The organism is Streptomyces sp. NPDC003284, assembly GCF_053589675.1.
In genome coordinates this window covers 1-16737 of record NZ_JBSFSI010000025.1, presented here as the reverse complement: position 1 = coordinate 16737, position 16737 = coordinate 1, and the positions used below count along the sequence as shown (strand labels likewise).

14 protein-coding genes and 3 pseudogenes are annotated in these 16737 nt (G+C 70.5%); 10 read left to right on the top strand and 7 right to left on the bottom strand.

Annotation, left to right across the window (positions count from 1 at the left end):
- The first annotated feature begins 593 nt into the window (after nucleotides 1–593).
- Nucleotides 594–3134 (top strand): ABC transporter ATP-binding protein/permease, encoded by a 2541-nt coding sequence (locus tag ACWDYF_RS33150; RefSeq protein WP_389473120.1) that lies wholly within the window; start codon nucleotides 594–596, stop codon nucleotides 3132–3134.
- Nucleotides 3135–3287: 153 nt separating this feature from the next.
- Here ACWDYF_RS33150 and ACWDYF_RS33145 read toward each other — a convergent pair whose 3' ends face one another.
- Nucleotides 3288–4028, bottom strand: a complete 741-nt coding sequence (locus ACWDYF_RS33145) for a transglycosylase SLT domain-containing protein (protein WP_381743912.1) — start codon at nucleotides 4026–4028, stop codon at nucleotides 3288–3290.
- A gap of 619 nt (nucleotides 4029–4647) precedes the next feature.
- On the opposite strand from ACWDYF_RS33145, the gene ACWDYF_RS33140 reads away from it, so the two are divergent.
- From ACWDYF_RS33140 to ACWDYF_RS33130, 3 genes are all read left to right on the top strand, one after another.
- Complete coding sequence (locus ACWDYF_RS33140) at nucleotides 4648–5793, top strand: GAF domain-containing sensor histidine kinase (RefSeq protein WP_026252518.1); 1146 nt, start codon at nucleotides 4648–4650, stop codon at nucleotides 5791–5793.
- Complete coding sequence (locus tag ACWDYF_RS33135; protein ID WP_018567725.1) at nucleotides 5786–6427, top strand: response regulator; 642 nt, start codon at nucleotides 5786–5788, stop codon at nucleotides 6425–6427. The genes ACWDYF_RS33140 and ACWDYF_RS33135 overlap by 8 nt, the downstream gene beginning before the upstream one ends.
- 248 nt (nucleotides 6428–6675) lie before the next feature.
- Entirely contained in the window at nucleotides 6676–6921 is a 246-nt protein-coding gene (locus ACWDYF_RS33130; protein ID WP_018567726.1) for a chaplin, read from the top strand.
- A gap of 114 nt (nucleotides 6922–7035) precedes the next feature.
- Here ACWDYF_RS33130 and ACWDYF_RS33125 read toward each other — a convergent pair whose 3' ends face one another.
- A complete protein-coding gene (locus tag ACWDYF_RS33125) occupies nucleotides 7036–7833 on the bottom strand; it encodes a hypothetical protein (RefSeq protein WP_381743914.1) in 798 nt (265 codons plus the stop codon).
- 152 nt (nucleotides 7834–7985) lie between these two features.
- Between ACWDYF_RS33125 and ACWDYF_RS33120 the strand changes: the two are divergent.
- From ACWDYF_RS33120 to ACWDYF_RS33110, 3 genes and pseudogenes are all read left to right on the top strand, one after another.
- Nucleotides 7986–8516, top strand: a pseudogene (locus tag ACWDYF_RS33120) (ABC transporter ATP-binding protein); the annotation flags it as partial.
- Between the two features lie 427 nt (nucleotides 8517–8943).
- Entirely contained in the window at nucleotides 8944–9375 is a 432-nt protein-coding gene (locus tag ACWDYF_RS33115) for an NfeD family protein (RefSeq protein ID WP_381743915.1), read from the top strand.
- Between the two features lie 126 nt (nucleotides 9376–9501).
- A complete protein-coding gene (locus ACWDYF_RS33110) occupies nucleotides 9502–10482 on the top strand; it encodes an SPFH domain-containing protein (RefSeq protein ID WP_389473124.1) in 981 nt (326 codons plus the stop codon).
- Nucleotides 10483–10608: 126 nt separating this feature from the next.
- Here ACWDYF_RS33110 and ACWDYF_RS33105 read toward each other — a convergent pair whose 3' ends face one another.
- The 3 genes from ACWDYF_RS33105 to ACWDYF_RS33095 all read right to left on the bottom strand — a co-directional run bounded on the left by ACWDYF_RS33105 (nucleotide 10609) and on the right by ACWDYF_RS33095 (nucleotide 12661).
- Entirely contained in the window at nucleotides 10609–11115 is a 507-nt protein-coding gene (locus tag ACWDYF_RS33105; protein ID WP_018567731.1) for an HNH endonuclease, read from the bottom strand.
- Nucleotides 11116–11279: 164 nt separating this feature from the next.
- The gene (locus ACWDYF_RS33100; protein WP_037893844.1) at nucleotides 11280–11819 is read right to left on the bottom strand and encodes a YbhB/YbcL family Raf kinase inhibitor-like protein; all 540 of its coding nucleotides are present in this window, start codon (nucleotides 11817–11819) and stop codon (nucleotides 11280–11282) included.
- A 59-nt stretch (nucleotides 11820–11878) separates the two neighbouring features.
- The gene (locus tag ACWDYF_RS33095) at nucleotides 11879–12661 is read right to left on the bottom strand and encodes a sporulation protein (protein WP_389473127.1); all 783 of its coding nucleotides are present in this window, start codon (nucleotides 12659–12661) and stop codon (nucleotides 11879–11881) included.
- 160 nt (nucleotides 12662–12821) lie between these two features.
- On the opposite strand from ACWDYF_RS33095, the pseudogene ACWDYF_RS33090 reads away from it, so the two are divergent.
- Both ACWDYF_RS33090 and ACWDYF_RS33085 read left to right on the top strand, forming a co-directional pair.
- A pseudogene (locus ACWDYF_RS33090) lies at nucleotides 12822–12962 on the top strand (DNA-3-methyladenine glycosylase); the annotation flags it as partial.
- Nucleotides 12963–13003: 41 nt separating this feature from the next.
- Nucleotides 13004–13615 (top strand): DNA-3-methyladenine glycosylase, encoded by a 612-nt coding sequence (locus ACWDYF_RS33085; protein WP_389473129.1) that lies wholly within the window; start codon nucleotides 13004–13006, stop codon nucleotides 13613–13615.
- Here the strand turns inward: ACWDYF_RS33085 and ACWDYF_RS33080 are convergent.
- Together ACWDYF_RS33080 and ACWDYF_RS33075 are read right to left on the bottom strand one after the other, a co-directional pair.
- Complete coding sequence (locus tag ACWDYF_RS33080) at nucleotides 13543–14457, bottom strand: helix-turn-helix domain-containing protein (RefSeq protein WP_389473131.1); 915 nt, start codon at nucleotides 14455–14457, stop codon at nucleotides 13543–13545. The two genes, ACWDYF_RS33085 and ACWDYF_RS33080, sit on opposite strands and share 73 nt — an antisense overlap.
- A gap of 228 nt (nucleotides 14458–14685) precedes the next feature.
- Nucleotides 14686–16056: a recombinase family protein gene (locus tag ACWDYF_RS33075; protein ID WP_389473133.1), complete on the bottom strand. Its 1371-nt coding sequence runs from the start codon at nucleotides 16054–16056 to the stop codon at nucleotides 14686–14688.
- A 69-nt stretch (nucleotides 16057–16125) separates the two neighbouring features.
- Here ACWDYF_RS33075 and ACWDYF_RS33070 point away from each other — a divergent pair.
- Nucleotides 16126–16393 (top strand): annotated as a pseudogene (locus ACWDYF_RS33070) (DNA-3-methyladenine glycosylase); the annotation flags it as partial.
- Nucleotides 16394–16737: the final 344 nt, after the last annotated feature.

Here is a 16737-nt window from a genome sequence, read left to right as displayed (position 1 = left end):
GCCCGCCGCCGCACCGAGTGCGTACGGGCCCCCGGGACCGGAGCCGCACCCGTCCGCCCCGACCGCGCCCTCACGCTCCGTCCGCCCCGGCCGTGCCGCCCGTCATCACCGACCCGGCGCCTCCGCGACCGCCGCGGCGACCGTCCCGGAGGCTCCGTCCGAGCCCGCCCCCACCGCCGGGGACCGGACGCACCCGCACCGCCTCCGCCCGCCTGACCGCCCAGCTCACGCGGGCGGGCGGCGACCGACGACGCCTCGCCCGCGAGGGCACGGCGCCGACCCCCGTCCCGCATCCCGGACCGCGCACCCCAGCCTCGTGGCCGTACTTCGGACGGACCGTCCGTCACTTCCGGCGGACCGCCCGCCGCTCGGCACGGGCGGCCGCCACCGCATGTCCGCCTCGGGGCGAATGCCACACTCCGTCCGCGTTTCCACCGGACGTGCGTCACCGACCGGTTGCCTGCGTTACCTACTCATGACAAGGCCCGGCTTTCGGTCAGAGGGCGGAGCCTGGAATAGTTCAGCACGATGTTCGACATCCCTAGACTCCCCGCGACGGGGGCAATTCGGGGGACAACTCAGTGGGGCTTGGAGTGCCGGAACTCGTACTGGAAACAAATGGACGGACCTGGACGCTCGATCCGTCCCGGACCTACACCCTCGGCCGTGATCCGCAGGGTGACATCGCATTCGACGACGCCAGGGTCTCCTGGCGCCACGCCACGGTCAGCCACAACGGCCGCAGTTGGCTGATCGAGGACCACGGCAGCACCAACGGCACGTTCGTACGGGGGCAGCGGGTCCAGCAGACGGAGATCGGCCCGGGTTCGGCCGTCCACCTCGGCAATGCCACCGACGGCCCGTGCCTGAACCTCTCGGCCGCGGCGGCGGCCGCCGCGGCACCGCAGGCGCAGCCCTACGCCGCGCAGGGCGCCGGGGCGGGCTGGGCCGGGCAGCAGCCGCCGGCCGCCCAGCCGGACCCGCAGGCCGGCTGGCAGCACGCCCAGGCACAGGCGCAGGCCCAGGCACCGTTGGCGGCGGCGATCCCGCAGCAGCCGGTGCCGCAGCAGGGCCCCGGTGGTGGCGCGGGGGCGCCGCCGGCCTACGGCGACCGCAGCCCCACCACGTTCCACCAGTTCTCCCTGGGCCGTGTGATGCGCATCGGCCGTGCCCTGGAGAACGACCTGGTCGTCTCCGACCTCCAGGTCTCCCGCAACCACGCGGAGTTCCACGCGACGCCCGACGGCCGCATGGAGATCCGCGATCTGGGCTCGCACAACGGCACGTACGTCAACGGCCAGCCGATCACCAAGGGCGGCTCGGCGACGCTCGGCCCGACCGACATCGTCGGTGTCGGCCACTCGACGTTCCGGATCGTCGGCGACCGCCTGGAGGAGTTCGTCGACACCGGTGAGGTGTCCTTCTCCGCCCGTCATCTGACCGTCACGGTCGACGGCGGCAAGCAGATCCTCAAGGACGTCTCCTTCGGGGTCCCGGAGAAGTCGCTGATCGCGGTCATCGGCCCGTCCGGCTCCGGCAAGTCGACCCTGCTCAAGGCGCTCACCGGCTACCGCCCGGCCGACCAGGGCGAGGTCCTCTACGACAACCGGAACCTGTACAAGCAGTTCGCCGAGCTGCGCCAGCGCATCGGTCTGGTCCCGCAGGACGACATCCTGCACAAGGAGCTGACCGTCAAGAAGGCCCTGAAGTACGCGGCCAAGCTGCGCTTCCCGGCCGACACCACGGGCGCCGAGCGCGACGCCCGGATCGACGAGGTGCTGCGCGAGCTGAAGCTCGACCCGCACAAGGACAAGAAGGTCACCTCGCTCTCCGGCGGCCAGCGCAAGCGCGTCTCGGTCGCCCTGGAGCTGCTGACCAAGCCGTCGCTGATCTTCCTGGACGAGCCGACCTCCGGCCTCGACCCGGGCATGGACCGCGATGTGATGACGCTGCTGCGCGGCCTCGCCGACGACGGCCGCACCGTCCTGGTCGTCACCCACTCGGTGGCCGAGCTGGCCATCTGCGACAAGCTCCTGGTGATGGCGCCGGGCGGCAGCGTCGCCTACTTCGGTCCGCCCGAGGAGGCGCTGAACTTCTTCGGCTACGAGAGCTGGGCCGACGTCTTCTCCGCGTTCGAGAACTACCGCGACTACGACTGGGCGGGCCGCTGGAAGGGCTCGCAGCACTACCAGATGTACGCCGCGGACATCGACGCGGTCGCGCCGCAGTCGGCGGCCGTCCCGCCGCCGCAGGCCATCAGGCCGCCCAAGCCGCAGGCGTGGGGTTCGCAGCTGCTGACCCTGATCCGGCGGTATGTGTCGGTGATCGTCTCCGACAAGGGGTTCCTGGCGCTGACGGTGATCCTTCCGGCGGTGCTCGGCGCGGTCAGCCTGCTGATCGACCACGAGAAGGGCCTGCTGGTCAATCCGATCAACTCGCGGACGCATCTGCCCACCCCGAACGGCACCGCGACCACGGTCCTGCTGATCCTCGCGGTCGGCGCGTGCTTCGCGGGCGCGGCGAACTCGGTGCGCGAGCTGATCAAGGAACGGGTGATCTACGAACGGGAGCGGGCCACCGGCCTGTCCCGGTCGGCGTACCTGATGTCGAAGGTCGTCGTGCTCGGCCTGATCACCGTGCTCCAGGGGCTGATGGTCGGCCTGATCGGCTTCTCCAGCCGGGAGATCCCCGGCAAGGGCCTGGTCCTGGGCAGCGCCACCCTCTTCGAGCTGTGCCTGCCGATCATGGCGCTCGGCTTCACCTCGATGATGGTGGGCCTGGTCATCTCCTCGCTGGTGAAGACCGCCGAGAAGACGATGCCGCTGCTGGTGATGTTCGCGATCATCCAGGTCGTGTTCACCGGCTGCCTGTTCACGCTGCACGGCACGCTCGGCGTCAACGAGTTCTCGTACCTGATGCCCTCGCGCTGGGCGGTGGCGGGCGCTGGCACCACGCTGGACCTCAACAACATCGCCCCGAACGTCGACGACCCGACCAGCACCGACCCGCTGTGGGACCACACGGTCTCGGCCTGGAGCCTCGACATGGCCGCGCTGATCGCGCTCGGTGTGGTCTGCGGCTTCCTGGTGGCGCGCTTCCTGCGCCGCCACGAGCCGGAGGTCATGCGCAAGTGACGGCCGGCGCACCCCACGCGCGGTGAGACGCGGGCGGTGACACGGGCCGCGGGGACCGCGGCGCACCGTGCGCAGAGCGGCGAAGGGCGGCACCCGTACCGGGTGCCGCCCTTCCGCGTCGTGCCGTCAGAGGTCCGCGCCGACCCCCTGGGGTCAGTACGCGCTGTTGACGTTGTCGATCGAGCCGTAGCGGTGGGCGGCGTAGTTGGCCGCGGCGGTGATGTTGGCGACCGGGTCGTAGATGTTCGCCGACGTGCCGGGCACGTGGTAGGCGTTGAAGGTCGGCTGGATGACCTGGAGCAGACCCTTGGAGGGTATGCCGTTGCGGGCGTTGATGTCCCAGCCGTTCATGGCCGCCGGGTTGCCCGAGGACTCCCGCATGATGTTGCGGTGCAGGCCGCTGTAGGAGCCGGGGATGTTGTGCTGGCGCATGATCGACAGCGACTTGCGGATCCAGCCGTCGAGGTTGTTGCCGTAGCTGGTGGCCGCCGCGACCGTCTCCATGCGGGGACGCTCGGCGGACCGGGAGGCGGCCTTCGCGGCCTTGTGGGCGGCCTGCGCCTTGTGGCGGGCCGCGGCCTCGGCCTTGTGCTGCGCGGCGGCGGTACGGGCCTTGTGCTGCGCGGCGGCCTGCTTCTTGGCCTCGATGGCCTGGATCTTGACGCTGGTGCCGGCGAGCTGGTCGGTGACGCTGGCCTTGACGTCCTTGACCGGCTGCGAGCCGATCTGCACCGGGGCCGCGACGGTGTCGGCGGACGCGGTGGTGTGGGCGCCGCCGGGGACGGCGGTGAAGGCGATCGCGGCGGCACCGAGGGTGGCGACACCGGCGACGGCGGCCTTGTGGGTTCGGGTCAGGGCACGACTGGATCGGGGGATGCGGAAGTTTGCAGGCATGGTGAAACGGACCTCTTCGAGTAGCGCGGAGGTCGCTCTCCGGACTGCGGGAGGGGGTCCTACCCACACGAACGCCGCGAACGGAAACCCGCGGCGCTGAGCGACGAGAGCCATTCTTAGCTGCCGCAAAATCCGAGGGCAAAGGTGTGACGTACGAAGCCGGGTAGTGGATCAGGAAGCGACAAAACGGGACAGACTGGGATGCCTGTCCCGTTCATCGAGGGACGGTCCTCTCCTATGCCCCTTCGTACGTGATGTGCGCCCTATGTGCGTCCTCACATCGGAGGAGGGGCATTCTCACCGATCGTTGCCGTCGCAACGCATTGCGTGAACGGCCTCCTCCGCAAGGAGGAGACGAGCGCGGCCGACGTGATGCCACAGGCGTGCCCGCGTACGGCCTCCGCACGACCCACGCACGACCACGCACGGCCGCGTACGACGACACACGGCTCCGCCCCACCTCCATCCCCTCCCTGCCTCCTCCATCCCCTCCCTGCCTCCGGCCCGCGCTCGCTCCCGGCCGCGTCCCCGTCCCCGTCCCCGGACCTAGGTCCGGCGGCCCCGCGGAGGCGTCCCCAGGTCCCATCCCCCTGTCACACCGCGCCGGTACCGTGAGGTCATGAGTCAAGGCCCCCGGTCCGGCCTCGGTGCGGTGAGTGCCGCGCTGCTGGCCATGAGCAGGCACCTGGAGGTGCGCGACGTCCTGAAGACGATCGTCGCCTCGGCCCGCGAGCTGCTCGACGCGCAGTACGCCGCGCTCGGCGTCCCGGACGACCACGGCGGCTTCGCCCAGTTCGTGGTCGACGGCGTCAGCGAGGAGCAGTGGCGGGCCATCGGCCCGCTCCCGCGCCAGCACGGCATCCTCGCCGCGATGCTGCACCAGACGGAGTCCGAACGCCTGGCGGACGTGCGCACCGACCCGCGCTTCGGGGGCTGGCCGGCCGCCCACCCGGAGATGTCCGACTTCCTGGGCCTGCCCATCCGCGACGGCGACGAGGTCATCGGGGCCCTGTTCCTGGCCAACAAGCGCTGCCCCAGACCGGCGGGCGGCTGCGGCTTCACGGAGGAGGACGAGGAACTGCTCGCCCTCCTCGCCCAGCACGCCGCCATCGCCCTCACCAACGCCCGCCTCTACGAGCGCAGCCGCGAGCTCACCATCGCCGAGGAGCGCTCCCGCCTCGCCCACGAGCTGCACGACGCGGTCAGCCAGAAGCTGTTCTCTCTGCGCCTGACCGCCCAGGCCGCCGCCGCCCTCGTCGACCGCGACCCGGTGCGCGCCAAGGGCGAGCTTCAGCAGGTGGCCGTGCTCGCCGCGGAGGCCGCCGACGAGCTGCGCGCCGCCGTGGTCGAGCTGCGCCCGGCCGCCCTCGACGAGGACGGCCTGGTCGCCACCCTGCGCACCCAGATCCAGGTCCTCGACCGCGCGCACAGCGCCCGTGTCACCTTCACCGCCCGCGGCTTCCGCGCGCTGCCGGCCGCCCAGGAGGAGGCCGTGCTCCGCGTCGCCCAGGAGGCCCTGCACAACGCGCTGCGCCACTCCGGCGCCGCGCACGTCGACGTCACCCTGGACCGCCGCGGCCCCGGCGCCGTCCTGCGCGTCACCGACGACGGCACCGGCTTCGACCCGCGCACGGTGCGCCGCGCCGGCCGCCATCTCGGCCTGGTCTCCATGCGGGACCGGGCGAGCGGCACCGGCGGCACGCTCACGGTGGAATCGGCGCCCGGCAAGGGCACCACGATCGAGATGGAGGCCCCGGGTGGCTGACGCAATCAAGGTGCTGGTCGTCGACGACCACCAGGTGGTCCGCCGGGGCCTGCGCACCTTCCTGGAAGTACAGGACGACATCGAGGTGGTCGGTGAGGCGGCCGACGGCGCCGAGGGGGTGCAGCGGGCCGAGGAGCTGAGACCCGACGTGGTCCTCATGGACGTCAAGATGCCCGTCATGGACGGCGTCGAGGCGCTGCGCAGGCTGCGCGAGCTGGGCAACCCCGCGCGCGTGCTCATCGTCACCAGCTTCACCGAGCAGCGCACCGTGGTCCCGGCCCTGCGCGCGGGCGCCGCCGGGTACGTGTACAAGGACGTGGACCCCGACGCGCTGGCCGGCGCCATCAGATCCGTGCACGCCGGTCACATCCTGCTCCAGCCCGAGGTCGCCGGTGCCCTGCTGTCCCAGGAGGACACCGGCCTCGGCCAGGGCCGCGGCACCTCCCTCACCGACCGGGAGCGCGAGGTGCTGGGCCTCATAGCGGACGGCCGCTCCAACCGCGAGATCGCCCGCGCCCTGGTCCTCTCCGAGAAGACCGTCAAGACCCACGTGTCCAACATCCTGATGAAGCTCGACCTGGCGGACCGCACCCAGGCCGCGCTGTGGGCCGTACGGCACGGGGCGGCGGGCTGACCCGGCCGCACCGCGCACCGCGCACCGCGCGCCGCGCACCGGCACGGCGCACCGCGCACCGGCGCCGCGCACGGCACCTGGCGCACAGCACATGGCACCTGGCGCATGGCAACGGAGCGTTCCGTTCCGGACTGAGATTCATACCGTCGTGGGAATGTCCCCCGGATGGCGCAACCTCCAGGCATCCCGGCCGTTCTCCAGTGCGTGCCGCGGCGACTGCCGCGGCGGACACCAGAAGGGCTTGGAACGTGAAGAACCTGAAGAAGGCAGCGGCCGTGACGATGGTGGCCGGCGGACTCATCGCCGCCGGTGCCGGAATGGCCTCCGCCGCCGACGGCGCCGCGGCGGCCGGTGCCGCCAAGGGCTCCCCGGGCGTCGTCTCGGGCAACACCATCCAGGTGCCCGTCGCCGTCCCGGTCAACGCCGTCGGCAACAGCGTCAACGTCATCGGCGTACTGAACCCGGCCTTCGGCAACCTCGGCCTCAACCGCTGAGAACGGCGCCACACCGATGCCCACGGCCTCCCGGGTCCGCCCCGGGAGGCCGGTCGGCTCAGCACACCCCGCGCACCACCCCCGCCGTTTCTCCTTCTCCTTCTCCTTCTCCTTCTACCGGGTGCCCCTCTCCCGCTTCTCCCGCTCCTCGATCACGGAGTTGTACGCCGCCACCTGCGCCCGCCGCGCCGTACGCTCCACCGGCCGCAGCGCGGCCCCCCGCGCGGCCATCTCCGACGCGCTCACCGCCCCGCCGTGCCCGTTGCCGTACGCCAGCGACACCAGCAGCCCCACCCGCTGCGCCAGCTCCAGCACCCGCACCGCCCGCGGCGGATACCCGGGCGCGAGCACCTCGCGGCCCCGCTCGGCCCGCGCCCGGTAGGCGTCGAGCGCCGCCTCCGCCACCGGCCCCGACCCGGCGACGTCCAGCCGCGACAGCACCTCGGTCGCCTCCCGCAGCGCCTCGGCCAGCTCCCGCTCGGCCTCGCCCAGCGACGGCACGTCGGCGGGCGGTGCCTCCCGCACCGGCAGCACATGCCAGACCACCTCGGCGTGCACATCACCCGCCGGCCCCGCCTCGTGCACCTCGGGCACCAGCCCGAGCGCGGCACCGTGGCACACCACCGCCTCACCGGCCTCCAGCGCCCGCGCGTTGAACTCCGGCGGACCGCTCAGCCCCAGCGGATGACCCGGCACCGGCAGCGCCACCCGCAGGGCACCGGCCCCGAGCGTGCGCAGCCGCCCCAGCGCGAGCGTGAGCCCGACCGGCCCCGACTCGCCGGGCAGCCCCGCCACCCGGTGGACGGCGTCCTCACCCACCACGGCGAGCACGGCGTCGTCCGGCGCGACAAGTCCGGCAAGAAGGGCATTTCCCCAAGCTGCGAGGCGTCCTGAACGCGGTTCCGAGAGCATGCGTCCACCCTAAGGACCGGACCGATGGAACAGCCCGCCCGGCCGGTGGCGTAGATTCGGTGGGGGCTGCGCCCACCGGCGCGGCGGACCGAGCCACAGGCGTACGCGACAGCCGAGACCGGCGGCACACTGCAAGGGGAGACAACGCGCTCATGAGCGATGTTCTGGAGCTTCAGGACGTATCCGTGGTCCGCGAGGGCCGGGCTCTGGTGGACCAGGTCTCCTGGTCGGTCAAGGAGGGCGAGCGCTGGGTCATCCTCGGCCCGAACGGCGCCGGCAAGACCACCCTCCTGAACGTCGCCTCCAGCTACCTCTACCCCAGCAAGGGCACCGCCACCATCCTCGGCGAGACCCTCGGCAGGCCCGGCACCGACGTCTTCGAACTGCGCCCCCGCATCGGCGTGGCCGGTATCGCCATGGCCGAGAAGCTCCCCAAGCGCCAGACCGTCCTCCAGACCGTGCTGACCGCCGCCTACGGCATGACCGCCGGCTGGCAGGAGGAGTACGAGGACGTCGACGAGCAGCGCGCCCGCGCCTTCCTCGACCGCCTCGGCATGACCGACTACCTCGACCGGCGCTTCGGCACCCTCTCCGAGGGCGAGCGCAAGCGCACCCTGATCGCCCGCGCCCTCATGACCGACCCCGAACTGCTGCTCCTGGACGAGCCCGCCGCCGGACTCGACCTCGGCGGCCGCGAGGACCTGGTCCGCCGGCTCGGCCGGCTGGCCCGCGACCCGATCGCTCCCTCCATGATCATGGTCACCCACCACGTCGAGGAGATCGCTCCCGGCTTCACCCACGTCCTGATGATCAACCAGGGCAAGGTGCTCGCCGCCGGACCGCTGGAGCTGGAGCTGACCTCCCGCAACCTCTCCCGCTGCTTCGGCCTCCCGCTCGTCGTCGAGCAGGTCGGCGACCGCTGGACCGCCCAGGGCCTCCCGCTCTCCTGACCCGCGCCGAACTCCCCACCCGCGCAGCCGACTCGCTCTCCCGCCGCCGTCAACGGCCGCCCCCTCGGCCCCGGTTGACGACCACTTCTCCCGAACCCTGCACCGAGGCACCCCCCGTGCGCCCTGTCGGTCTCGCGACCCGCGGTCCTACCATGACCATGTGAACGACATCGACGCATGGGTGTGGTGGCTCGTCGGCGCGGCGGCGCTCGGAATCCCGCTCGTGGTGACCGCGATGCCCGAGTTCGGCATGCTCGCGGTCGGCGCCGTCGCCGCCGCGGTCGCCGCGGGACTCGGTTTCGGGACCGTCGTCCAGGTCCTCGCCTTCCTCGCCGTCTCCGTCGCCCTCATCGCCGTCGTACGCCCCATCGCGGCCCGGCACAGCAGGCAGAGCCCCCGACTCGCCACCGGCATCGACGCGTTGAAGGGCAGGCAGGCCCTCGTGCTCGAACGCGTCGACGGCACCGGCGGACGGATCAAGCTCGCCGGTGAGACCTGGTCCGCGCGGGCGCTCGACCCCGGCCGCAGCTACGAGCCCGGGACCGAGGTCGACGTGGTCGAGATCGAGGGAGCCACCGCCATCGTCATGTGACCTGCGCCGAACACCCCACGAGGCGGACGACGGTCTGTCAGACTCGACCAGCAAGATCTTCAACAGCCGCAGAGCCCATAAGATCTTCCTAGAGCGCCGAGGCGGAGAGGGGACAGGGAACCCACGATGGAACCGGTCATCATCGTCCTGATCATTCTGGTGGTGTTGGTCTTCATCGCCCTGATCAAGACCATCCAGGTCATCCCACAGGCCAGCGCGGCCATCGTGGAGCGCTTCGGCCGCTACACGCGGACACTGAACGCGGGCCTCAACATCGTCGTCCCGTTCATCGACACCATCCGCAACCGCATCGACCTGCGCGAACAGGTCGTGCCGTTCCCGCCGCAGCCGGTGATCACCCAGGACAACCTGGTCGTCAACATCGACACCGTCATCTACTACCAGGTGACCGACGCCCGCGCCGCGACCTACGAGGTCGCCAGCTACATCCAGGCGATCGAGCAGCTCACCGTCACCACCCTGCGCAACATCATCGGCGGCATGGACCTGGAGCGCACCCTCACCTCCCGCGAGGAGATCAACGCGGCCCTGCGCGGCGTCCTCGACGAGGCCACCGGCAAGTGGGGCATCCGCGTCAACCGCGTCGAGCTGAAGGCCATCGAGCCGCCCACCTCCATCCAGGACTCGATGGAGAAGCAGATGCGCGCCGACCGTGACAAGCGCGCCGCCATCCTCCAGGCCGAAGGTGTGCGGCAGTCCGAGATCCTGCGCGCCGAGGGCGAGAAGCAGTCCCAGATCCTGCGCGCCGAAGGTGAGGCCAAGGCCGCCGCGCTGCGCGCCGAGGGCGAGGCCCAGGCCGTCCGTACGGTCTTCGAGGCCATCCACGCCGGAGACCCGGACCAGAAGCTCCTCTCCTACCAGTACCTCCAGATGCTGCCGAAGATCGCCGAGGGCGACGCCAACAAGCTCTGGATCGTCCCCAGCGAGATCGGCGACGCCCTCAAGGGGCTCTCCGGCGCCATGGGCAACTTCGGTCCCCTGGGCGGCAATTCAGGCGGCGGCAACGGCGGCGGCAGCACCGTACCGGCCCAGAACGACGGCAGGAACGCCCCCGCCGAACGCCGCGAGAAGCCCTTCATCGACTGAGGCGCCGGGCCGCCAGGACTCCGGGGCAGCGGGCCGCCAGGACACCGGGCCGGCAGAACACCGGGGCAGCGGAGAACGGGCACCCGGAGACGGGTGCCCGCAGCCCGCGCCGACGGCGGGAGGACGTCAGGCGGCCGCGCGGCCCAGCCAGTCCGGCAGCGCCGCACGGTCGTCCGCGCCCAGCGCGAACAGCATCGCGTCCGCCGGTGTCGGCTCGAACGGCTCCCGCAGCAACGGCATCCCCGCCTGCTGAGGAGTCCGGTCCGCCTTGCGGTGGTTGTCCTCCGCGCACGAGGCCACCGTGTTCAGCCAGGTGTCCTGCCCGCCGTGCGACCGCGGTATGACGTGGTCCACGGTCGTCGCCCGACGGCCGCAGTACGCGCACCGGTGCCGGTCGCGCACCAGGACGCCCCGCCTCGACCACGGTGCTTGTCTTCGGAAGGGCACCCGTACGTACCGGCACAGCCGGATCACCCGGGGTGCGGGGATGTCCACCGCGGCCCCGCGCATCCGCAGTTCGGGGTGGGCCTGCTCGACGACGGCCTTGTCCTGGAGCACCAGCACCACGGCTCGGTTCAACGTCACCGTCGACAGCGGCTCGAAGCTCGCGTTCAGCACCAGCGTGTCCCGCATCCGGCCCACCTCCCGTGTGCACCTGCCCACCCCCCGGCGGGCCCGGCTCAACTCTCTACGGGCGCGTCGGGATGGACAACGCAATAAAAATGCCCGCCTCCGATCACTTCCAAGACCAGAGGCGGGCAAACGTTCCGTGAACGCGAAAACGCGCGGCGGGGGGCTCAGCTTTCGGCGGGCACCTCGTACTCACCGATCAGCTGCGCCCGCGCCAGCGTGTGGAACCGCAGGTTGAAGCCCACCACGGCGGGCGAGGCGGCGGCGTCCGGACCGAGCTTGTCCTGATCGACGGCGTACACCGTGAAGACGTACCGGTGTGGCCCGTCCCCGGGCGGCGGCGCGGCACCGCCGAAGTCCTTCGACCCGTAGTCGTTGCGCGCGTGCACCGCGCCCTCGGGCAGCCCCTCGAACTTCCCGCCGCCCGCGCCCGCCGGCAGCTCCGTCACCGAGGCCGGGATGTCGAACACCACCCAGTGCCAGAACCCGCTGCCCGTCGGCGCGTCCGGGTCGTAGCAGGTGACGGCGAAGCTCTTGGTCCCGGCCGGGAAACCTTCCCAGCGCAGCTGCGGCGAGGTGTTCCCCGCCGACTGGACCTGGGCGTCCTTGAGCCTCGCACCCTCCTGCACGTCGTCACTCGTGACCGTGAACGACGGCACGGGCGGATGGAAGTCGTGGGGGAGTGGCCGCCGCTTCAGCTCGGGCACCTCGGTACCTCCTGGTCGTTCTGATCGTTCCGGCTGTCGGTACCGACCTTAGGGCCTTGTCAGAACCAGCTCCGCTTGCTGCCGACCTCGGCGATCCACTGGTGCAGATACGCCGCCCAGTCGGTCTGCCGGTAGTCGTGCAGGCCCACCTGGAACGAGCGGTAGGTGTCGCTGCCCTCGCTGAACAGACCGGGCTTCTTGTCCATCTCCAGCACCACGTCCATCGCCTGCTCGTCGGCGACGAAGCTCAGCTCGACCTCGTTCAGACCCCGGTACTCCGACGGCGGGTAGAACTCGATCTCCTGGTAGAACGGCAGCCGCTGCCGTGTCCCGCGGATGTGACCGCGCTCCATGTCCGCGTGCTTGAACCGGAAGCCCAGCTGGATGAACGCGTCCAGGATCGCCTTCTGCGCCGGCATCGGGTGCACATTGATCGGGTCGAGGTCACCGGAGTCCACGGCACGGGCGATCGCCAGCTCCGTCGTCACCCCGATGTTCATACCGCGCAGCGCCTGCCCGTCGATCATCGTGACCGGCGTCTCCCAGGGGATCTCCAGACCGAAGGGCACCGTGTGCACGGCACCGGCCTGGAGCTCGAAGGCCCCACCGAGCCGCACCTTGGTGAACTCGATGTTCTGCTTGTACTCCTCGTCGCCGCTCTCCACCTCGACCCTGGCCTGCAAGCCGACCGAAAGGCCCTCGATCGCCTGGTTCACGGACCCGCCCTGGATCCGCACCTCGCCCTGGACGACACCGCCCGGCACGACGTTGACCTCGTGCAGTTCGGTCTCGACGGACGCCCCGCCGGCTCCGAGGCTCGCGAGCAGCTTCCTGAACGCCATGACTCTCCTTATACGGTGTGGATCCCCGACCCCACGGCGCGGATCCCTGATCCCTACATACGCGACGCGGCCCCGACCGGTTCCGCGTCCACACCCTGGCAAGGGGAGGGATCTTTGACCAGTCCTTGAGACCCACCCGTCTGGACTACGCTCGGACGCCATGATCGCGCCCCCGGACCGTACGCCGCTGCCCAGAGAGTTCTTCGACCGTCCCGTCCTGGAGGTCGCCCCCGACCTCCTGGGGCGGACCCTGCTCCGGACGACCCCCGACGGCCCGATCGCCCTGCGCCTGACCGAGGTCGTGTACGTCTACTTCACCTACGGCATGTCAAGGCGGTCAGCATGAACGTCGATCTTCTCGCCCACCCTGCCGAAGAAGTCGCCCCCAAGCTGCTCGGGAGTGTACTCACCTGCAAGACCCCGGAGGGAACCGTGAGCATCGCCATCACGGAGACCGAGGCGTACTCCGGCGCGGCGGACCCGGCTTCCCACGCCTACCGGGGCCGGACACCCCGTAACGCGGTCATGTTCGGACCCGCAGGACACCTGTACGTCTACCGCTCCCACGGCCTGCACTGGTGCGCCAACGTCGTCACCGGGACGGACGGCACCGCCTCGGCCGTCCTCATCCGGGCGGGCAGGGTCATCGAGGGGGAGGACCTGGCCCGCCAGCGGCGAGGGGAGAAGGTAGAGGGCGCACGGCTCGCCCGAGGCCCGGGGAACTTCTGCCAGGCACTCGGCATCAGGGCGGAGCACAACGGCGCAGACCTCCTGGCAGGTACCTCGGTCATGCTGGCCAAGGGTGAGCCGGTACCTGCCGCGCTCATCCAGGTTGGCCCTCGGGTAGGCGTGAGCAAGGCTCATGACTGGCAACACCGGTTCTACCTGGCCGGTGATCCGACGGTGTCGGCGTACCGACTGAGCCCCAGAGCAAAACCGTCCGCCGGAGCCTGAGCAGGCGATGCGTGATCGTCCGCCAGCGCAGCGCGTGACGCGTTCCTGGCCGGTCGATCGACTGCGGACGGGAGGGCTCCCCAACGAGGCCCTCCCTCCTTTGTGCAGGATGCGTCGGCCGATCCGTCGGCCAGGTCGCCGCCGTCGCTCTGCTCGGCGAGTGCCAGCAGGGAGACGACCGGCCAGCGAACCGCCCGCTCGGTCAGAACGAACGTGAACCGCTTCGAGGCGTCGTAGAGCACGGCTTGCCGTCGGAGTTTTCGGAGGTTCCGCCACTCGGTGTTCGCCATCCTGGCGAGGGCGGAGACCTCGGCGACCAGTGCCGGGGGAGCATCCAGCGCTCGCAGGGTCTGCTCGACGTCGATTAGGGACGGCCGTGTCCGGCCGTTCTCGATGCGAGACACCTTCGACTGGGACATGTTGCAGCGCGCCGCAAGCCGTTCCCCTGAGAGGCCGGCTTGCCTGCGCAAGTCCCGAAGCAGAGAGGCGAGTTCGGTGCCGGAGTCGCCAAGCTGCTCAGCTTCGAACGTCACTCCGCCACGCGCTCCGCGTACTCCAAGAAGGGAACCGACTCGGAAACGGGCGATGCGCTGCCACTCGACGAACGGCGCAGGGTCACCCCCGTACAGCTCCCGGCTGATCTGTGTGCCGTCGACCTCGTAGTGCATCAGGACGACCGTCGAGCGGTCGAGCATCCAGAAGTCCCCAACTTCCGGCAACGGGTTCTCGCGCTCGGTCACGTCAAGGACGCGGATGTCCTCCCCGACGAGCACGTGCGGGGCGTAGTACCGGGAGAACTCGAAGCGCAGGTACTCGGAGAGCGGCCGAGTCAGGACGTGCACTCGAACTGGGCAGCGAGAGGTGCGCACAGAGGCTCCGAGGGATGTACGACTCCTTCCCGCCGGGTATGACGACGGGTCCCGCCCGACTCTCGTCAGACAGGGCCCGTCGTCACTCGGCGCCGACGTCCGGCTCGGCCCTCCGCGCGGATCTCAGGGGTTCCGGAACGTGATCCGGCAGTGCTCGCCCTTGAAGGACCGGACCCCTCGACCGCGCGGCATCAGCTCGACTCACTCGCAGACCTGCATGACGACGGTCCGCACGTAGTCGATGCGGTCGGGGTCCTCGTAGTCCAGTTCCTCCCAGAGGTACTCGACGTCGCCCAGGTCGACTCGTACCCGCTGCGATGCCAGGTCTGCCAGCTCTGCGCGAATCTTGGTCAGGTCGGCGTCACACCTGCCGATGCCCGTCCGCAGGGTCGACGCGTCGATGTTCCCGACGGCGAACATCTCTGCCAGGGCGGTACGCCTCTCGGATGCGGCCGTCTCCTCGGCCAGCAACTCGGCCTCCCGCTTCTCGTCTGCGGCATCCGTGGCCGGTGCCGCGTTCCACTCCTCGGCCCTGTCGATGACCTTCCTGACTACGAAGGAGTCGAGCGGGTCCGCGGGGCAGGTGATGCACCGGCCACCCGAACAGGTGTAGATGCGGTACCGCTCGCCTGCCGCGTTCTTCTTGCTCCACCCCTGAGTGACGACGGCCTGACACTTCGAGCAGCGGACCACGCCGGACAGCAGGGCCTTGCGCTTGCCGCCGCCGCCCGTCTTGCGCTCCGGGTCGCTCAGGTAGCGGACCAGGGCCCGGAATATGCCCTCGGAGACGATCGCCTCCCAGTTGCCCGCGCCGGTCTCCTCGGTCCGCCGCACGTGCGTCCCGTCCGGCTTCTCGACCCACTGCGAGTACGTCTGGATTCCCGCGTTCCGCGGCTTCAAGAGGACCATCCGAAGGTTCGAGCTGCGCCACTCCTTCCCGTGCGGCGAGAGCAGCCCACGCGTGTTCCAGTCCTTCGCGACGGACCAGAGGGTGACGCCGGCCAGGACGTCCCGGTACGCCTGCCGCAGGGCTTCCGCCTCTGCTTCCCGGTGCCTGCCGTCCCGCTCGAAGCCGAAGGGGCGAGTACTCCAGAAGGGCCTCCCCGACTCCCGGCGCCGCTGGTGTCCGAGTACCTGACGCTCCACTCGCATCTCGGTCTCGTTGCGAGCCACCACAGCGCCGATGCGAGCAGCGAGACGCCCGGACGGGGTGGACAGGTCGAGCACTCCCTGCGCCTGTGCGGCGGCCAGAGTGACGCCGGTCGCCTCGGCCAGGTCCACCAGATCCTCAAGGTCCCAGGGGGTGCGGTACATACGGTCGTAGTGGCGGGACACGATGGCGTCCGCCTGGCCGTCCTCCACCAGAGCCTTGACGCGTTCCCACTCCGCGCTCCGCCTGGTTCCCCGTTTCGTCGAAGCCGAGGTGTCCTTCTCGACGATCGTGGCTACGACCGACCAGCCCTTCCGGTCGCACAGCGCCTGACTCAGCTCGACCTGTTGTGACAGGTTCCCACCCTTGGACTCCTCGCCCCTCGGGGTGGGGCTGAGCCTGGCGTAGATGATCGCTCGCACTGCCTGTCTCCTGCTTGTCGTCTGCTGTGCCGATGCTGCCGGGCCAACGATGTACGTGCCTAGTGAGTTACCTATGGCATGTGGCACTGCATGAACCTGGTGTGCGGACCGGAAGGACAGGCGAGCGGGGTCCTGCTGCGGGCCGGCGAGATCACGGAAGGCGCCGAACTCGCCCGCACCCGCAGACTCTCGGCCCGGCCAGGTCCGCAGCGGCCCGCGCACCGGCGTCGCCGGCGAGGGCGGCGACGGCGACGCCCACCCCTGGCGCTACTGGGTCGCCGACGACCCGACGGTGAGCCCGTACCGCGCCCACGTGCCCAAGAAGCGCCGAAGTTGACTCGTCTCGGGAAGGTGCGTAATGTATCCCGAGCCGCTGAACCGGGTACGGCGTTTGCCAGCAGCCGGAGCGGCCAACCCACTATCTAGCTCGCACCCCTTCGCCGGGGTCCATTCTGGTGTGCCCGCATGCCCGAATTCGAACCCGTCGGACCCGATTATGAATCGGGACGGGAATCGGCTAACGTAGTGAATGTCGAAAGGCCGGACGGCGAAAGCCGGAAAGCCCGAGGCAAACCCCCCGACTGGGAATCGGATCGGAAAAAGATCTGATAGAGTCGGAAACGCAAGACCGAAGGGAAGCGCCCGGAGGAAAGCCCGAGAGGGTGAGTACAAAGGAAGCGT